At 54.8% G+C, this 15238-nt stretch carries 16 protein-coding genes; 7 read left to right on the top strand and 9 right to left on the bottom strand.

The window, feature by feature from the left end; all coding sequences use genetic code 11:
- Positions 1-43: 43 nt before the first annotated feature.
- Complete coding sequence (locus ACN28Q_RS12375; RefSeq protein WP_095846623.1) at positions 44-631, top strand: DUF1454 family protein; 588 nt, start codon at positions 44-46, stop codon at positions 629-631.
- A gap of 122 nt (positions 632-753) precedes the next feature.
- Positions 754-1521, top strand: a complete 768-nt coding sequence (gene tpiA / locus ACN28Q_RS12370) for a triose-phosphate isomerase (RefSeq protein WP_095846622.1) — start codon at positions 754-756, stop codon at positions 1519-1521.
- Between the two features lie 60 nt (positions 1522-1581).
- Here the strand turns inward: tpiA and ACN28Q_RS12365 are convergent, their stop codons facing one another.
- From ACN28Q_RS12365 to fieF, 3 genes are all read right to left on the bottom strand, one after another.
- On the bottom strand, positions 1582-2571 hold the full coding sequence (locus tag ACN28Q_RS12365; RefSeq protein WP_095846621.1) for a sulfate ABC transporter substrate-binding protein: 990 nt from the start codon (positions 2569-2571) through the stop codon (positions 1582-1584).
- 256 nt (positions 2572-2827) lie between these two features.
- Positions 2828-3790: a 6-phosphofructokinase gene (gene pfkA, locus ACN28Q_RS12360; protein ID WP_095846620.1), complete on the bottom strand. Its 963-nt coding sequence runs from the start codon at positions 3788-3790 to the stop codon at positions 2828-2830.
- 245 nt (positions 3791-4035) lie between these two features.
- On the bottom strand, positions 4036-4938 hold the full coding sequence (fieF, locus tag ACN28Q_RS12355; RefSeq protein WP_095846619.1) for a CDF family cation-efflux transporter FieF: 903 nt from the start codon (positions 4936-4938) through the stop codon (positions 4036-4038).
- 556 nt (positions 4939-5494) lie between these two features.
- Between fieF and oxlT the strand changes: the two genes are divergently transcribed.
- Positions 5495-6754 (top strand): oxalate/formate MFS antiporter, encoded by a 1260-nt coding sequence (gene oxlT, locus ACN28Q_RS12350; RefSeq protein WP_095846618.1) that lies wholly within the window; start codon positions 5495-5497, stop codon positions 6752-6754.
- 87 nt (positions 6755-6841) lie between these two features.
- Here the strand turns inward: oxlT and cpxP are convergent, their stop codons facing one another.
- Positions 6842-7336 (bottom strand): cell-envelope stress modulator CpxP, encoded by a 495-nt coding sequence (cpxP, locus tag ACN28Q_RS12345; RefSeq protein ID WP_095849013.1) that lies wholly within the window; start codon positions 7334-7336, stop codon positions 6842-6844.
- Between the two features lie 149 nt (positions 7337-7485).
- On the opposite strand from cpxP, the gene cpxR reads away from it, so the two are divergent.
- The 3 genes from cpxR to trmL are packed head-to-tail and all read left to right on the top strand — an operon-like array spanning position 7486 to position 10088.
- Complete coding sequence (gene cpxR, locus ACN28Q_RS12340) at positions 7486-8184, top strand: envelope stress response regulator transcription factor CpxR (protein ID WP_095846617.1); 699 nt, start codon at positions 7486-7488, stop codon at positions 8182-8184.
- A complete protein-coding gene (gene cpxA, locus ACN28Q_RS12335) occupies positions 8181-9563 on the top strand; it encodes an envelope stress sensor histidine kinase CpxA (protein WP_095846616.1) in 1383 nt (460 codons plus the stop codon). Before cpxR ends, cpxA begins: the two co-directional genes overlap by 4 nt.
- A gap of 51 nt (positions 9564-9614) precedes the next feature.
- On the top strand, positions 9615-10088 hold the full coding sequence (trmL, locus tag ACN28Q_RS12330) for a tRNA (uridine(34)/cytosine(34)/5-carboxymethylaminomethyluridine(34)-2'-O)-methyltransferase TrmL (RefSeq protein WP_095846615.1): 474 nt from the start codon (positions 9615-9617) through the stop codon (positions 10086-10088).
- Positions 10089-10177: 89 nt separating this feature from the next.
- Here the strand turns inward: trmL and cysE are convergent, their stop codons facing one another.
- The 5 genes from cysE to ACN28Q_RS12305 form a co-directional block, all read right to left on the bottom strand.
- Complete coding sequence (cysE, locus tag ACN28Q_RS12325; RefSeq protein ID WP_095846614.1) at positions 10178-10999, bottom strand: serine O-acetyltransferase; 822 nt, start codon at positions 10997-10999, stop codon at positions 10178-10180.
- Between the two features lie 121 nt (positions 11000-11120).
- Positions 11121-12140 (bottom strand): NAD(P)H-dependent glycerol-3-phosphate dehydrogenase, encoded by a 1020-nt coding sequence (gene gpsA, locus ACN28Q_RS12320; protein ID WP_095846613.1) that lies wholly within the window; start codon positions 12138-12140, stop codon positions 11121-11123.
- On the bottom strand, positions 12140-12610 hold the full coding sequence (gene secB / locus ACN28Q_RS12315; RefSeq protein ID WP_095846612.1) for a protein-export chaperone SecB: 471 nt from the start codon (positions 12608-12610) through the stop codon (positions 12140-12142). The genes gpsA and secB overlap by 1 nt, the downstream gene beginning before the upstream one ends.
- A gap of 63 nt (positions 12611-12673) precedes the next feature.
- On the bottom strand, positions 12674-12922 hold the full coding sequence (grxC, locus tag ACN28Q_RS12310) for a glutaredoxin 3 (protein ID WP_095846611.1): 249 nt from the start codon (positions 12920-12922) through the stop codon (positions 12674-12676).
- 28 nt (positions 12923-12950) lie between these two features.
- Positions 12951-13385 carry a rhodanese-like domain-containing protein gene (locus ACN28Q_RS12305; RefSeq protein ID WP_095846610.1) on the bottom strand — a complete coding sequence of 145 codons (435 nt, stop codon included), beginning with the start codon at positions 13383-13385 and terminating at the stop codon, positions 12951-12953.
- A 303-nt stretch (positions 13386-13688) separates the two neighbouring features.
- Between ACN28Q_RS12305 and gpmM the strand changes: the two genes are divergently transcribed.
- Positions 13689-15233: a 2,3-bisphosphoglycerate-independent phosphoglycerate mutase gene (gpmM, locus tag ACN28Q_RS12300; protein ID WP_095846609.1), complete on the top strand. Its 1545-nt coding sequence runs from the start codon at positions 13689-13691 to the stop codon at positions 15231-15233.
- Positions 15234-15238: the final 5 nt, after the last annotated feature.

Here is a 15238-nt window from a genome sequence, read left to right as displayed (position 1 = left end):
GCTTTAATCGAATCTCAAATTTTATGTTGATATCGTGGATGTCATGCTGAAAAACGTCACTGCCGCCGTCTGTTTGCTGTTAGGAACAGCCTGTGCCTGGGCCAATCCGCCGGATTCGGCCGCCAAGGCACCGCCGACCGCGCCCTATTTGCTGGCCGGCGCGCCAACATTTGATCTGACGGTGGTGAAGTTTCGTGAAAAGTACAACCAGGATAATCCAACCTTGCCGATCGGCGAATTCCGCGTCGTTCCCCCTTCAGAAGATGATTCCCCGCTGCTGACTCGCGCCGCCAGCAAACTGAACGAAAATCTCTACGCGTCGACGGCGCTGGAGAAAGGTACCGGCAAAATCAAAACGCTGCAGTTGACGCATTTGCCGCTGCAAGGCAGCGAGGAAAAAACGGCCCGGGCCATCGCGGTAAACTATATGGCGGCCCTGATGCGTCAGTTTGAACCGGCGCTGACGATTGAGCAAAGTATCATCAAAGTGAGTAGCCTGCTGGAAAAGGGCAAAGGCCAGCATTTTTATCAACAGCAGATCGGCGCCATCCGCTATGTGGTGGCGGATAACGGCGATCAAGGGATAACTTTCGCGGTTGAACCGATTAAGCTCGCGCTATCCGACCCTTGATAACCCCGGTAATTAATGACAAAAAGCAAAGCCTTTACGCTTATTGATCTCTATACTGTTGGGCAGATGAACTGCCTGTCCGGCAGTAGTTATTTCGTGTTCCCTTGTTGGAGGAAAAAAACATGCGTCATCCATTAGTTATGGGTAACTGGAAACTTAACGGCAGCGCTCACATGGTTAACGAGCTGGTCGCCGCCCTGCGTAACGAAGTGAGCAGCATTGACGGCTGTGGCGTTGCCATCGCACCACCGGTGATGTACCTGGATCTGGCTAAACACCTGCTGGACGGTAGCCGTATCGCCCTGGGTGCGCAGAACGTGGACGTTAACCTGTCTGGCGCGTTCACCGGTGAAGTTTCCGCCAACATGCTGAAAGACGTTGGTGCAAAATACATCATCATCGGCCACTCTGAACGCCGCACTTACCACAAAGAAAGCGATGAACTGATTGCTGAGAAATTTGCCGTGCTGAAAGAAGCCGGTCTGGTTCCTGTACTGTGCATCGGCGAAACCGAAGCTGAAAACGAAGCCGGTAAAACCGAAGAAGTCTGCGCACGCCAGATCGACGCCGTGCTGAAAACCCTGGGCGCACCTGCATTGAAAGACAGCGTCATCGCCTATGAGCCAATCTGGGCTATCGGCACCGGGAAATCAGCGACCCCTGCGCAGGCGCAGGCAGTACACAAATTTATCCGCGATCACATCGCTAAACATGACGCAGCCGTTGCCGCTGAAATCATCATTCAGTACGGCGGTTCCGTAAACGACAAAAACGCTGCTGAACTGTTCGCTCAACCGGACATCGACGGTGCGTTGGTTGGCGGCGCTTCACTGAAAGCCGATGCTTTCGCCGCGATCATTAAAGCCGCTGCCGCAGCGAAAAAAGCCTGATTCATCCAGGCTATGCAATAAAAAAACCCCGGCATGCCGGGGTTTTTTTATCGCTTAATATCACCGTTTACTGATCTCATCGAACACACCGCCGGTGGAGAAGTGCACTTTCTGCGCTTCAGCCCAGCCGCCGAAGGTATCATCCACGGTGAACAGCTTCAGTTTCGGGAACTGCGCGCTGTATTTTTCCGCCACGGCGGCGTCACGCGGGCGATAGTAGTTTTCCGCTGCGATGGTCTGGCCTTCCGGAGTATACAGATACTTCAGATAGGCAGTTGCCACATCGCGGGTACCACGCTTATCCACCACCCGGTCTACCACTGAAACCGTTGGTTCCGCCAGGATCGATTCACTCGGGGTCACGATTTCAAAATCATCTTTGCCCAGCTCTTTTTTCGCCAACAGCGCTTCGTTTTCCCAGGCGATCAGCACATCGCCAATGCCACGTTCCACAAAGGTATTGGTTGCGCCACGCGCACCGGAATCCAGCACCTCTACATTTTTAAACAGCCCGCGGACAAACTCCTTCGCTTTGGCCTGGTCGCCGTTGTTTTGATGCAGCGCATAACCCCAGGCAGCCAGATAGTTCCAGCGAGCGCCCCCGGACGTTTTTGGGTTTGGGGTAATGATGGAAACGCCAGACTTGAGCAAATCCGGCCAGTCATGGATTTGTTTCGGGTTGCCCTTGCGCACCAGGAACACGATGGTGGACGTATAAGGCGCGGAGTTATCCGGCAAACGCTTGATCCAGTCTTTATCAATACGGCCGCGCTCGGCGATAGCATCCACGTCGTAGGCCAGCGCCAGCGTCACCACATCCGCTTCAATGCCGTTAATCACAGAGGTCGCTTGCTTGCCCGAACCACCATGAGACTGGCGCACGGTCACCTTGTCGCCGGTCTGCTGCTGCCAGTATTTGCTGAAGGCCGCATTGTATTGCTGGTAGAACTCACGCGTCGGATCGTATGAGACGTTAAGCAGTTGAATATCTTTCGCCACGGCACCCGTTGCCAGCAGCATCAATGTAAAACCCACAGCCCATTTCCGCATCGCTCGTTCTCCCAGAATGATCACAACCTTGGACGGTTGTTTGTTGGTTTAGAGCCTGCCAGAAACTGATCGCGCAATTAAAGAATTAAAAATTTCTAACTAGATTTTTATGGAATATAACAAAGATAACCAACCCCAGCTATTTAGCTGGGTTAGCGTAGCAGAAAGCAAAAACGCCCCTGCAAAGGAGCGCTTTTAGCAACACTGGCCGACATGTAGCCCAGGTTCCCACAGACGGCGGGAACCCACGGCTAAATCAGTACAGTTTTTTGGCGGTTTCCAGCCAGTCGCCCTTAAATGGGCGCTTCATGTTTTCGATCGCATCAATGATATCGTGGTGCACCAGCTTCTCGTTCTGGATACCGACGCAACGGCCGCCGTAGCCTTTAAGCAGCAGATCGATGGAGTAGGCGCCCATGCGGGAAGCCAGGATACGGTCGTAAGCGACCGGGGAACCGCCGCGCTGGATATGGCCCAGCACCGTAGCACGGGTTTCGCGCTGGGTTTCCTGCTCAATGTAATGCGCCAGTTCGTCAACGTCGCAGATATGCTCGGTGATCGCCACAATCGCGTGTTTCTTGCCTTTATCAATACCGGCTTTGATTTCGCTAACCAGATCTTCACGGCTGAATTCAATTTCCGGCAGCACGATAAATTCACACCCGCCGGCAATGGCCGCCGCCAGGGTCAAATCGCCGCAGTAACGGCCCATGACTTCAACAATGGAGATACGCTGGTGGGAGGAAGATGTGTCGCGCAGGCGGTCAATAGCTTCAACCACGGTTTCCAGGGCAGTGAAGTAACCGATGGTGTAGTCGGTACCGGCCACATCGTTATCGATGGTGCCTGGCAGGCCGATACACGGGAAGCCTTCTTCAGTCAGGCGTTTCGCCCCCATATAGGAACCGTCACCGCCGATAACGACCAACGCATCAATGCTGCGTTTTTTCAGGTTTTCAATCGCTTTGGCGCGTACGCTTTCGTCTCTGAACTCGGGGAAGCGCGCAGAGCCCAGGAAAGTACCGCCGCGGTTGATCATGTCTGAAACGCTGTAACGATCCAGCTGCTCCATGCGATCTTCATACAAACCAAGGTAGCCATCGTAAATACCGAAAACTTCCAGGCCTTCCGTAAGAGCGGCACGCACAACACCACGAATAGCAGCGTTCATACCCGGCGAATCACCGCCACTCGTCAGTACACCGATTTTCTTGATCATGACTACCTCTAAACTGTTAATGCAATTTTTTAAGAATCCTGCCCGCCGCCAACGGCGCTTTGGCGCCATCCCGGCGGCAGAAAACCAGCTTTACGGCTATATTGCTAGATATTATATCAAAAACGCCTGGCTGAATTGATTCATGTCAGGCAATTTTGAGGTAAAAATGCATACGGCACCAGGCTGTGCCACACAATGGTGCATGTGTGCCACCGCGGCTATTTTATCCCATTTACCCACTTAGATTATAGCTCCCAGCACCCGCGTAACGTGGCCGGCACCGTTGAACTGGGATCCTGATGGATAATCACATCAGCACCCGGGAAATGCTGCAATAACGCCAGCTCGACCTGATCGGCCAGGCTGTGCGCCTGCACCAATGGCAAATCGTCGTCCATTTCCAGGTGCAGTTGGATAAACCGCGTTGGCCCGGATTGACGGGTGCGAAGATCATGCGCCCCTTTAATACCCGGCCTGGAAGAGACGATATCAATGATCGCCTGGCGTTCGTCGTCCGGCAAGGTGCGATCCAGCAGCGCCTGCACGGCTTCATAGCCCATTCGCAGCGCACTGTATAAAATATAGACGCCAATCCCCAGGGCAAACAGCGCGTCGGCCCGCTGGAAACCGTACCAACTTAGCCCAAGGGCCACAAGGATAGCACCATTCATCATCACATCTGACTGATAATGCAACATATCAGCTCGCACGGCCTGGCTCCGGGTTTTGCGCACTACCCAGCGCTGGTAAGTGACCAGGATCAGGGTACTAACCAACGCAATGACGGTGACAACCATACCCACGCCGGGCGCTTGCAACACCTGGGGGGAATACAGATGCTGAAAGCCCGTCAGAAACAGGAACAGCGCGGAACCGGAAATAAACATGCTCTGCGCTAACGCGGCCAGCGATTCCGCCTTGCCGTGGCCAAACGTGTGCTCTTCATCGGCCGGCTGCAACGAATAACGAACAACCAACAGGTTGGTCAACGAGGCGGCAATATCCACCAGTGAGTCGACCAGCGCCGCCATCAGGCTCACTGAACCGGTGATGTACCAGGCAACCACCTTGATAAGCAAAAGGACCGACGCCATCACAGTGGCAGCAATGGCTGCAGACTTCACTAGGCGACCATATTGTTGTTCCATAACTTTATCCCATCTTGACTACAAGGCTTAAGTATAACGGAATGGCGCAAGCAGAGAAGGCGGTGACCTTCCGCCGTGATCATCTTGCGATAACACTCGCACTTTTAAATTACCGCAGAATCTAAATTTGCAGCGGCGATTTCATTTCCACATATTCAAGTAGATCTATAAATTTTTATAATAAGTGTGTTTATTTAATTCATTAATATATGGATATATATCTGCACCAGCCCGGTTAATTATCACCAAGTTGGTGCGTTTTTTCTTTCCTCATTAATTTTCGTAAAAACTTATTCTCACACGCCGCTTGCTATCTATCTGTTAATACTCGCCTTCTACAAAAACAAAATATGGCACAAGTTTTGCTGTTTTATTCATGACAGGGCAAGAAATGGAATATGCGTGCCATCACACCAGGGCCAGTGACGTGCGCCCAATTTTGGCGCCGCTCTGGTTTATGGCTATCGGATATAGCGCCAATAACACAGAAAAATGAAAACGTTTTTAATGCGTGGCTTTTCCTAAACGCTCACATTATTAGCAACAGGGGAATACAATGACGGTACTCGGGGAATCTCTGGCGACAGAAAAAACCACAAAATGGATGCAGCTATTTTTGGGGCTGGTTTGTATGGCCTCAATATCAAGCCCGCAATATGTCTGGACGCTACTCACCAAGCCATTTGCCGCAAAGCTCGGGGTTGATTTGCCGGCATTGCAAGTGACATTTTCTTTGCTCATTATTTTGCAAACATTCTTTTCCCCGTTTCAAGGCAAGCTGATCGACCGCTTCGGCCCACGGCTATTAATCTCGATTGGCACGCTGCTTTCTGGATTGAGTTGGGTGCTTTCTTCTCAGATTACCGATTTGGCCCAGCTGTATATCATTTATGGCTGCATCGGCGGGTTAGGCACCGGCATTGTTTACGTCGGGGTGGTTGGCTTGATGGTCCGCTGGTTCCCACAGCAGCGTGGCTTTGCCGCCGGCGCCGTCGCTGCCGGATATGGTATGGGGGCCATTTTGACCACCTTCCCCATCACACTGTCCTTAGGGAGCTACGGCCTGGAACAGACGATGATCGTGTTTGGCGGTATCTTTGCGCTTGTCGGCTTCCTGGCAAGCCAGGGGTTGAAAATACCGCAGAACAGCTCGTTGTTACCCACCAGCACCGTGGTCAAGCAAAACAGCAGCCGCCACTTCACCTCAAAAGAAATGCTGCGCCAGCCACTATTCTGGCTGATGTTCATGATGATGGCCATGATGTCCACCTCCGGGCTGATGGTCACCTCACAAATGGCGGTATTCGCAGAGGATTTCGGCATTAGCCATACCCTGGTGTTCGGCATGGCCGCATTGCCGCTGGCATTAACGCTCGATCGCTTCACTAATGGATTAACCCGCCCGCTGTTTGGTTTTATCTCCGATCGTTACGGCCGGGAAAAAACCATGTTCATCGCCTTTGCGCTCGAAGGCTGCGCCATGACGCTGTGGCTGATGTGCCGTGAAGATCCCATGCTGTTCGTCTTGCTCTCCGGCGTTGTATTCTTTGGCTGGGGTGAGATTTTCTCGTTGTTCCCTTCTACGCTAACGGATACCTTCGGCACGCAAAATGCGACGGCAAATTACGGCTGGTTGTATATGTCGCAGGGGATTGGCGCTATTTTCGGCGGGCCGCTGGCGGCATTGCTCTATCAAAGCACCCAAGGGTGGCATGTGGTGTTTGGCTGTGCGATCTCCCTGGATTTCATCACCGCGGCATTGGCGCTGTGGGTGCTGAAGCCCTGGCGCGAACGCTTCTTGAAAAAGCACGGTTAAGGGCAACGGCAAAAAAGAGGCAAAAAAAACCCCGCCATCATGGCGGGGAAGACAGGGATGGTGTCTATGGCAAGGAAAAACAGGGAACTACTCGGTCGTACTCAACCTCTGGGCAGAGGTCTGCTGCAAACCAGAAATCTGCTGCAGCGTCTGCTGCATTCGTTGCTGATGTTTCTGGTCTAAAACTCTTTTTTGCTCTGGCGTCAGCAGGTTATACATTTGATTGCGTACCCTGGCCATTTCGACCTGGCGTTTAACCTGTTCCTGAGCCATCTTTTCCGCCTGGGCGTACACGGCGGCTTCATCAAATCGGTCTGCAGTGACCAACTTATGCATTGCTTCCATTTCAGCTACATTGACAATAGGTAGATCGTAGCGGGTCTGGCGCATCAAATCGCGCATTTGCTGGCGCTGCTGTTCTGTCAGGCTGACACCATCAAACATATGGTGCTGGCCGGGTGTTCTGCTCAACGCATCGGCAGGGAGTTTTGGTGCAGTTTCCGATGTAGTCTCGGCAGCGAAGGCAACGGTAGAACTCATTGCCAGCAGAGATGCCATAACTACTGCGGTCACCTTACGCATTTTCACTCCTCGCTCGTTTCTCTCTTTGCGAATCAATGTGGGAAAGTGTACTGCTGCCCCTGCAAACATGCGTCAGTGCATGTAAAACTAAGTAAAGTCATGGAATACCGACCATTGATGACGTATTTTGCGTCAGGAGGTAAATAACAATGAACAAGATTCTGCTGGTTGACGACGACCGCGAGTTAACCTCGCTGCTCAAAGAACTGCTTGAAATGGAAGGCTTTAATATTGTTGTCGCGCATGACGGCGAGCAGGCATTATCCCTGCTGGACAGCTCTATAGACCTGCTGTTGCTCGATATCATGATGCCGAAAAAGAACGGCATCGACACGCTTAAAGAATTACGCCAGCACCACCAAACACCAGTCATCATGCTAACCGCGCGCGGCAGCGAACTGGACCGCGTGCTGGGGCTGGAACTGGGCGCGGACGATTATCTGCCGAAACCCTTTAACGATCGCGAACTGGTGGCGCGTATCCGCGCTATCCTGCGCCGCTCCAACTGGAGCGAACAGCAGCAAAATGTGGATACCGGGGCGCCAACCCTGGATGTGGACGGGTTGCAACTCAACCCCGGCCGCCAGGAGGCCAGCTTCGACGGCCAGGTGCTTGATCTCACTGGCACCGAATTCACCCTGTTATACCTACTGGCGCAGCATCTCGGCCAGGTTGTCTCCCGCGAACTGTTAAGCCAGGAAGTGCTGGGCAAACGCCTGACGCCGTTCGATCGCGCAATTGATATGCACATTTCCAACCTGCGCCGTAAACTGCCGGAGCGCAAAGACGGTCACCCGTGGTTCAAAACCCTGCGCGGCCGCGGCTATTTGATGGTATCTGCAGCATGATCAATAGTTTAACGGCACGCATCTTCGCCATATTTTGGTTCACGTTAGCCCTGGTGCTAATGTTGGTGTTGATGGTGCCCAAGCTCGACTCCCGCCAGATAACCGCGTTGCTGGACAGCGAAAAGCGGCAGGGATTGATGCTCGAGCAACACATTGAGGCCGAGTTGCAACAAGACCCGGCCAACGATCTGATGTGGTGGCGGCGTTTATTCCGCGCCATCGACAAATGGGCTCCGCCGGGCCAGCGCCTGCTGCTGGTCACCAGTGAAGGGCGGGTTATCGGCGCTCAACGCAACGAAATGCAGATCGTGCGCAATTTTATCGGCCAGTCAGACAACGCAGACCATCCGAAGAAGAAAAAGTATGGCCGGGTGGAGTTGGTCGGCCCTTTTTCAGTGCGCGACGGTGAAGACAATTACCAACTGTACCTGATCCGCCCCGCCAACAGCCCGCAGTCCGACGTCATCAACCTGATGTTCGATCGTCCGTTCCTGTTACTGATCGTCACCATGCTGATCAGCGCCCCGCTGCTGCTTTGGCTGGCCTGGAGCCTGGCAAAACCGGCGCGCAAGCTGAAAAATGCGGCGGACGACGTGGCGCGCGGCAACCTGAAACAGCATCCCGAACTGGAAGCCGGGCCGCAGGAATTCCTGGCTACCGGCGCCAGCTTTAATCAGATGGTCAGCGCGTTGGAACGGATGATGACCGCCCAGCAGCGTTTAATCTCCGATATCTCACACGAGCTGCGCACGCCGCTCACCCGTTTGCAGTTGGCGACCGCATTGATGCGCCGCCGCCACGGCGAAGGGCACGAATTGGCGCGTATCGAAACCGAAGCGCAGCGGCTAGACTCCATGATCAACGATCTGTTGGCGCTGTCGCGCGGCCAGCAAAAAAGCGAGCTGGCGCGTGAAATGCTCAAGGCCAACGAGCTGTGGGCAGACGTGCTGGATAATGCCCGCTTTGAAGCCGAACAGATGGGCAAACACCTGGAGGTGACCTCGCCCCCCGGCCCGTGGGCGCTGTTTGGCAATGCCAGCGCGCTGGACAGCGCATTGGAAAACATCGTGCGTAATGCCCTGCGTTACTCGCATACGCGCATTGCCGTGGCGTTCAGCGCGGATAATCAGGGGATCACCATTGTGGTGGACGACGACGGCCCAGGCGTCAGCGCCGAAGACCGCGAGCAAATTTTCCGCCCATTCTATCGCACCGATGAAGCCCGCGACCGCCAATCCGGCGGCACCGGCCTGGGGCTGGCGATCGTTGAAGCGGCGATCAACCAGCACCGCGGCTGGGTAAAAGCCGAAGACAGCCCGCTGGGCGGCCTGCGGCTGGTGCTATGGCTGCCGCTGCACCAGCGTAAATCCGCAGTGTGACTGGGCAGCCAGATTTTGCTATCCTGCGCCCCTCGTTATGAGGGGCTTTACATGTTGAATATCGTTTTATTTGAACCCGAAATCCCACCGAATACCGGCAATATCATCCGCCTGTGCGCCAATACCGGCTTCCAACTGCACCTGATCGAACCGATGGGCTTCCCCTGGGACGACAAGCGGCTGCGCCGAGCCGGGCTGGATTATCATGAATTCGTCAACATTAAGCGCCATGCCAACTACGCCGCGTTCCTTGCCAGCGAAAACCCCCAGCGGCTGTTTGCGCTGACAACCAAAGGCACCCCGGCACACAGCGCGGTCAGCTATCAGGCCGGCGACTACCTGCTGTTTGGCCCGGAAACCCGCGGCCTGCCGGCCAGCATTCTTGATGCCCTGCCCACACAGCAAAAGATCCGCATCCCAATGCAGGCGCAAAGCCGCAGCATGAACCTGTCCAACGCCGTCGCGGTGGTGGTGTATGAAGCCTGGCGCCAGTTGGGCTACGCCGGCGCGTTAATCAAGGAATAGCCGCGAGCACGGCAGGTAAGATAAGGCGGCGCGATGAAAGTGCGCCGTAAAGGCAAGCTACGCAGGAATAATCAGGCAGCCCGTGAACATCAGATACCGTCGCCGTATTCAAAGCCGTGGTTAACACCGTTGAAGTATTGGTTCATATCCATTGATGGCGTATCGCTTTCCGGCCGGCCAACGATGCGGGCCGGCACGCCGGCTGCGGTGGTATGCGGCGGCACCGGCTGCAATACCACCGAACCCGCGCCAATCTTCGCCCCTTTGCCGACTTCGATATTGCCAAGGATTTTGGCGCCGGCGCCAATCATCACGCCTTCGCGGATTTTCGGGTGGCGATCGCCCGTGGTTTTGCCGGTACCGCCGAGCGTAACCGACTGCAAAATAGACACGTTGTCTTCCACAACGGCGGTTTCACCAATCACAATGCCGGTTGCGTGATCGAGCATGATGCTGGAGCCGATAGTCGCGGCCGGATGAATATCCACGCCAAACGATACGGAAATCTGGTTTTGCAGATAAACAGCCAGGGCACGGCGCCCCTGCAGCCACAGCCAGTGGCCGATGCGATAGGCTTGTAGCGCATGGAAACCTTTTAAATACAGCAGCGGGGTGGAGTATTTATCCACTGCCGGATCGCGCAGGCGCACGGCGAGGATATCGCGCGCCGCTGAAATAATCATTTGCCCGTCGGCATGGTAGGCGTCTTCCACAACTTCACGCACAGCGATGGCCGGCATGATGGGGTTCGCCAGCTTGTTCGCCAGAATGTAGCTCAACGCACTGCCCAAATTCTCATGTTTGAGCAATGTCGCATGGAAAAAGCTGGCCAGCATCGGTTCACTATCAGCCAGCGTTCTCGCTTCTGTTTTTATGTTACTCCAGACCTTTTCCAACTCTTCTGACGACATCACTTTCCTCTCAGCATTGCAAAAGTCCCCTTGCCAGCGGCCTGGCAAAGGGCTTAATCGAACTGCCGTGCGCAACCAACGTTACGCTGCGGGGCGACGAAGCCCCACTGATGATACAAAATCAGGCGCTGTGCTTTTCATCTTTTCTTGTGCGCCCCAACAGGCTTAAAGCCGCTTCGCGTGCGTCCTTATGGCAATACAGCACCTGATAAATCTGTTCAGTTATCGGCATTTCCACACCGTGACGCTGCGCCAGCGCCAGCACTTCTTTGGTATTACGGTAACCTTCAACCACCTGGCCGATATCCGCCTGCGCCTGTTCCACGCTGACCCCTTGCCCCAGCATAATCCCGAAGCGGCGGTTGCGTGATTGGTTATCCGTACAGGTGAGCACCAAATCGCCCAGCCCGGCCATCCCCATAAACGTGGAAGGCTCGGCCCCCAACGCAGCGCCCAGGCGGCTCATTTCCGCCAGGCCACGGGTAATTAACGCCGTACGCGCATTGGCACCGAAGCCGATACCGTCCGACATCCCTGCGCCGATGGCTATCACGTTTTTCACCGCGCCGCCCAGCTGCACGCCGATAAAATCCGGGTTGCTGTAGACACGGAAGCTTTTGCCGCAGTGCAGCAATTGCTGTAAATCTTCGGCAAACTGCGCGTCGGTAGCGGCCAGCGCAATCGCCGTCGGTAACCCTGCCGCCAGTTCTTTGGCGAAGGTTGGCCCGGAAACCACCGCCAGCGGGATAGTATCCCCCAGCGCTTCGCGCGCCACGTCTTGCAACAGGCGGCCCGTTTCCGCTTCCAGCCCTTTGGTCGCCCAGACAACGCGTGCGTCCTGGCGCAGCAGCGGTTTTAATTGCCGCAGCACTTCACCAAAAACGTGGCTGGGAACCACCACCAGCACATTGCGGCTGGCAGCCAACGCGCGGGCCAAATCGGCCTCTAAATGCAGGGTATCAGGGAAGGCCACACCGGGCAAAAACGCCTGGTTGCAGCGCTCTTGCTGCATTTTTTCTATCTGCCGGGGATCGTGGCCCCACAGCACGACAGTATGGCCATTACGCGCCAGCGTAATGGCCAAAGCGGTGCCGTACGAGCCGGCACCGATGACGGTCATTGAAGCCTTTACCGTGTCCATCAGGCATCCTGATGCGGTGCGGCACCTTCGCCTTCAGCCTGCTGTTGCAGATAGTTCATGAACAGCGCGTCGAAGTTGACAGGTGCCAAATTCAGTTGCGGGAATGTACCGCGTGAAACCAGGCTGGTGATGCATTCACGGGCATACGGGAACAGAATGTTCGGGCAGTATGCGCCCAGGCAATGCGCCAGTTGCGTACCTTCAATGCCGGAAACGGAGAAGATACCGGCCTGCTGGACTTCGCACAGAAATGCCGTTTCTTCACCCAGGCTCGCCGTGACGGTGACACGCAGCACGACTTCATACACCTCTTCCGCCAGTTGGCTGGACGCGGTATCCAGATCAAGTTTAACTTCTGGCTGCCATTCCTGCTGGAAAACCTGCGGCGCATTTGGCGCTTCGAAAGAGATATCCTTGGTGTAAATACGCTGAATCTGGAACGCCATTTCTGTGCTGTTTTGTTCTGACATGTGTGTAATACCCTTAGTTAAACGTCCTTATTGGATGTTCAGCAACCGAACCCGCCCGTTTGTTTACAACAGCGGCTCCAGGCCGCCACGAGCATCGAGTGCATACAGGTCATCGCAGCCCCCGATGTGCTGGCCATCAATGAAAATTTGAGGCACGGTGGTGCGCCCACTGCGGGCAATCATTGCTTCACGCTTTACGTTGTCGCCGTCAATCGCAATCTCATTAAACGCAGCGCCTTTCTCTTTCAGCAGCGCTTTGGCGCGATGGCAGAACGGACAGGTCGCTTTAGTATAAATATCGATGTTAGCCATGAATCACCACCTCAAACAGGTTAATAAATTATTTACCGCGCGCCAAAGGCAGATTATCGCCGATCCAGCCGGCAATACCTTCCTTCAGGGTGGATACGTTTTCAAAACCGGCTTTACTCAGGTTCTCTGCCGGCTCACGTGATGCCGTGCCGTTGGCGCATACCACGATAATTGGGCGTGCCTTGTGTTTTTCAAGCTCGCCCAGGCTGCCGCTTTTAATTTCACTGGCGGTCAGGTTAATCGCATTGGCGATATGGCCCTTACGAAAATCTTCACGGCTGCGGGTGTCTACAACCACGGCATCTTCTTTGTTGATCAAGCGTGTCGTCTCGCCACGGGTGATGTCCTTAACCTTGGAAAAACGGCTTTTGAAGGTCATCACGATCACGGCAACCAGCAAGGCAACCCAGGCCAGGCTCAGTATCGGATGCCGGCTAATGAATGGCATAATTTCTTGCAGCATGGGGGGTAACAACTCCCGTTAAGTTAAGGGGAAAAAATAAATCAAGGCTCCAGAGTATACCTGCCGAATTGAGCAAATACAGCCAATAAGCGAGCACGATTGTAGAAACTGCGCGGCGCAATGGAAAAATCCCTGTCTGCAGCCAAGAAAGTTAACCTTTGTTCAACGCAACTTTGATCTCTCTGGGCTCTTTTTGACCTGGCCCGCGGTAAAATTCCCGCGAAAAACGAGGATGAATAGCCCTCCACCCGGTGCGGACGGAGGGCTATTCATAACTTAAGTAATAATAACGAGGTTAGTGCAATGTCGAGCAATAAAAAGCCTATGGTACTGGTGATTCTGGATGGTTACGGCCACCGGGAAGACCAGCAGGACAACGCCATTCTGAACGCCAAAACGCCGGTTATGGATCGCCTGTGGCAACAGCAACCGCATACGCTGATTGCCGCATCCGGCCTGGATGTCGGCCTGCCTGACGGCCAGATGGGCAACTCGGAAGTCGGCCACGTCAACCTGGGCGCCGGGCGCATCGTGTATCAGGATCTCACCCGCCTGGACAAGGAAATCAAAGACGGCGAATTCTTTGCCAACCCAGTATTGACCGCCGCCGTAGATAAAGCCGTCAAGGCCGGCAAAGCGGTGCATATTATGGGCCTGATGTCACCGGGCGGCGTACACAGCCACGAAGCGCACATCCTGGCGATGGTAAACCTGGCCGCACAGCGTGGGGCGAAGGCCATCTACCTGCATGCCTTCCTGGATGGGCGTGACACCCCGCCGCGTAGTGCCGAGCAATCACTGAAACGATTCAGTGATGAATTCGCCAAACTGGGCACCGGCCGTATCGCCTCCCTGATTGGCCGCTATTACGCGATGGACCGCGATAACCGTTGGGATCGCGTGCAGTTGGCCTATGATCTGTTAACCCAGGCCAAGGGCGAGTTCACCGCCGCCAACGCCGTCGCCGGCTTGCAGGCAGCCTATGCCCGCGATGAAAACGACGAATTCGTCAAACCCACCGTGATCCAGGCGCCAGGCGAAGCCAACGCAGAAATGAATGACGGCGACGCACTGATTTTTATGAACTTCCGTGCTGACCGTGCGCGCCAGATTACCCGCGCCTTTGTCGAACCGGGCTTTAACAGCTTCCCGCGCGCCAAAGTGGTGAAATTCTGCGATTTCGTCATGCTGACCGAATATGCCGCCGATATCAAAACCGCCTGCGCGTATCCACCGACTGCCCTGGTGAATACTTTCGGCGAATGGCTGATGAAACACGACAAAACCCAGCTGCGCATTTCCGAAACCGAAAAATACGCCCACGTGACCTTCTTCTATAACGGCGGTGTGGAAGAGCCGTTCAAAGGCGAAGACCGCGTGCTGATCAACTCCCCGAAAGTGGCCACTTACGATCTGCAGCCGGAGATGAGCTCGGCGGAGCTGACCGATAAGCTGTTGAGCGCGATCAATAGCGGCAAGTACGACGCCATCATCTGTAACTACCCGAATGGCGACATGGTCGGCCATACCGGCGTATACGATGCGGCGGTGAAAGCGGTTGAAACGCTGGATAGCTGTATTGCGCAGGTTGTGGAAGCAGTGAAAGCCGCTGATGGCCAGTTGTTGATCACCGCTGACCACGGCAACGCCGAGAAGATGCGCGATCCGGCCACCGGCCAGGCCCACACGGCGCATACCAACCTGCCGGTACCGTTGATTTACGTCGGCAAGCCGGCCAAAGCGGTCAACGGCGGCAAGCTTTCCGATATCGCGCCGACTCTGCTGTCGCTGATGGGCATGGAAATCCCGCAAGAGATGACTGGTAAGCCGCTGTTCATCGTGGAATAATCCTT

Source organism: Gibbsiella quercinecans, assembly GCF_002291425.1.
Lineage (GTDB): Bacteria > Pseudomonadota > Gammaproteobacteria > Enterobacterales > Enterobacteriaceae > Gibbsiella > Gibbsiella quercinecans.
The sequence above is the reverse complement of the archived record's forward strand: the minus strand, read 5'-3'. Positions and strand labels throughout refer to the sequence as shown.

Excerpts from the sequence above, each read along its gene's own strand:
- ACN28Q_RS12375 (WP_095846623.1), top strand. The coding sequence starts at position 44 with ATGCTGAAAAACGTCACTGCCGCCGTCTGTTTGCTGTTAGGAACAGCC.
- tpiA (WP_095846622.1), top strand. The coding sequence starts at position 754 with ATGCGTCATCCATTAGTTATGGGTAACTGGAAACTTAACGGCAGCGCT.
- ACN28Q_RS12365 (WP_095846621.1), bottom strand. The coding sequence starts at position 2,571 with ATGCGGAAATGGGCTGTGGGTTTTACATTGATGCTGCTGGCAACGGGT.
- pfkA (WP_095846620.1), bottom strand. The coding sequence starts at position 3,790 with ATGATCAAGAAAATCGGTGTACTGACGAGTGGCGGTGATTCGCCGGGT.
- fieF (WP_095846619.1), bottom strand. The coding sequence starts at position 4,938 with ATGGAACAACAATATGGTCGCCTAGTGAAGTCTGCAGCCATTGCTGCC.
- oxlT (WP_095846618.1), top strand. The coding sequence starts at position 5,495 with ATGACGGTACTCGGGGAATCTCTGGCGACAGAAAAAACCACAAAATGG.
- cpxP (WP_095849013.1), bottom strand. The coding sequence starts at position 7,336 with ATGCGTAAGGTGACCGCAGTAGTTATGGCATCTCTGCTGGCAATGAGT.
- cpxR (WP_095846617.1), top strand. The coding sequence starts at position 7,486 with ATGAACAAGATTCTGCTGGTTGACGACGACCGCGAGTTAACCTCGCTG.
- cpxA (WP_095846616.1), top strand. The coding sequence starts at position 8,181 with ATGATCAATAGTTTAACGGCACGCATCTTCGCCATATTTTGGTTCACG.
- trmL (WP_095846615.1), top strand. The coding sequence starts at position 9,615 with ATGTTGAATATCGTTTTATTTGAACCCGAAATCCCACCGAATACCGGC.
- cysE (WP_095846614.1), bottom strand. The coding sequence starts at position 10,999 with ATGTCGTCAGAAGAGTTGGAAAAGGTCTGGAGTAACATAAAAACAGAA.
- gpsA (WP_095846613.1), bottom strand. The coding sequence starts at position 12,140 with ATGGACACGGTAAAGGCTTCAATGACCGTCATCGGTGCCGGCTCGTAC.
- secB (WP_095846612.1), bottom strand. The coding sequence starts at position 12,610 with ATGTCAGAACAAAACAGCACAGAAATGGCGTTCCAGATTCAGCGTATT.
- grxC (WP_095846611.1), bottom strand. The coding sequence starts at position 12,922 with ATGGCTAACATCGATATTTATACTAAAGCGACCTGTCCGTTCTGCCAT.
- ACN28Q_RS12305 (WP_095846610.1), bottom strand. The coding sequence starts at position 13,385 with ATGCTGCAAGAAATTATGCCATTCATTAGCCGGCATCCGATACTGAGC.
- gpmM (WP_095846609.1), top strand. The coding sequence starts at position 13,689 with ATGTCGAGCAATAAAAAGCCTATGGTACTGGTGATTCTGGATGGTTAC.